Source organism: Allobosea sp. LC85 (assembly GCF_000735605.1).
In the GTDB taxonomy this organism is placed as follows: Bacteria; Pseudomonadota; Alphaproteobacteria; order Rhizobiales; family Beijerinckiaceae; genus Allobosea.
In genome coordinates this window covers 1-1,401 of record NZ_JPKG01000037.1, presented here as the reverse complement: position 1 = coordinate 1,401, position 1,401 = coordinate 1, and the positions used below count along the sequence as shown (strand labels likewise).

At 63.3% G+C, this 1,401-nt stretch carries 1 protein-coding gene; it reads left to right on the top strand.

The annotated features are described in order from the left end of the window. Positions 1-66 precede the first annotated feature (66 nt). Entirely contained in the window at positions 67-1,092 is a 1,026-nt protein-coding gene (locus tag FG93_RS18510) for an IS110 family transposase (RefSeq protein ID WP_043236987.1), read from the top strand. The last annotated feature ends 309 nt before the right edge of the window (positions 1,093-1,401 follow it).

The following is a 1,401-nucleotide window of genomic DNA, read 5'->3' as shown; positions in this document are numbered from 1 at the left end:
AGAGTGACGGGAGGGAGGCTTTCCGGGCAGGCTCCATCGGTTGAATCGGTCGGGAGGAGGCCTGCCATGGAGCTGTTCGTCGGTCTTGATGTGTCTGTTCGCACCACCAGCGTCTGCGTGATGGACGCGGCCGGTAAGCTGATCCGGGAGAGCAAGGTCGAGAGCGAGCCGGAGGCGATCGCCGAACTGCTTCATGCGGTCGGCGGCCCGTACAAGCGGGTGGGGCTGGAGGCCGGGCCGCTGTCGCAATGGCTCTACAGCGGCCTGGCGAGCGCGGGGTTTCCCGTGATCTGCGTCGAGACGCGGCACATGAAGGCCGCGCTCTCGGCGCAGATCAACAAGACCGATCGCAACGACGCCCGCGGCATCGCGCAGATGATGCGGGTCGGGCTGTACAAGCCGGTGCACGTCAAGACGGTCCGGAGCCAGGAGATCCGGATGTTGCTCACCGCCCGGAAATTCGTGCAGGCCAGGATCATCGATGCCGAGAACAATCTGCGCGGCCTGCTGCGCAACTTCGGCATGAAGGTCGGCGCCGTGACCCGGCTGCAGTTCGAGCGGCGAATCATCGAACTGATTGAGCAATCTCCCCAGCTACGACTGGTGATCGAACCTCTCCTGGAGGTTCGACGCGTGCTGCGGGAACAGTATCAGAAGTTGCACAAGGCAATGGAACGCCTGGCTGAGAGCGACGAGACCTGCAAGCTGCTGATGACGGCGCCGGGCGTCGGTCCATTCACCGCGCTCAGCTTCCGGGCCGGTGTCGACGAGCCGGCTCGCTTTGATCGGTCACGATCCGTCGCCGCTCATTTCGGGCTGACGCCCTCGCGCTATCAGTCCGGAGAGATCGATCGAGACCGCGGGATATCCAAATGCGGCGATAGGTCGATCCGCTCTGCCTTGTATGAGGCCGCAGGATCGCTTTTGTGCATCTCGAAGCGCAGCTCGCCGCTAAAGTCGTGGGGACTGTCCGTGGCTCGTCGTCGAGGGATGGCAAAGGCGACAATCGCGGTCGCTCGGCGCCTGGCGATCATCCTCCACCGGATGTGGGTCGACAACACACCGTATCGCTGGGAGGCCAAGGCCGCCTGAACCAGCCGAAGAATTCCGCGTCGCCGCGCGGATGAGGTCCCGTTCAGGGACGAGTGGGTGGGCAATCTCGAGACGGGCCTGAACGCCAATCTGGCAGTTCGTGAAAAAGATTGAGATGCCCTTCCATCCGACCCGATCATGAAGCGGCCTTCGCGCCGACTTCGAAGAGAAGCCAGACTCCTGGCGGGACCTCGCCATCGCGCTGCGCTTTGCAGATGCTTGTCGGCAATCAGCCAACGCGATCAGCCGCGGGCTCTATCATCCCGCGAGGAGAGCCTTTGCTTGACTCCTACCGCCCCAAAAGAGAAG

What these genes read in the sequence shown, in the direction of transcription:
- FG93_RS18510 (WP_043236987.1), top strand. Translation starts at nt 67, where the DNA reads ATGGAGCTGTTCGTCGGTCTTGATGTGTCTGTTCGCACCACCAGCGTC.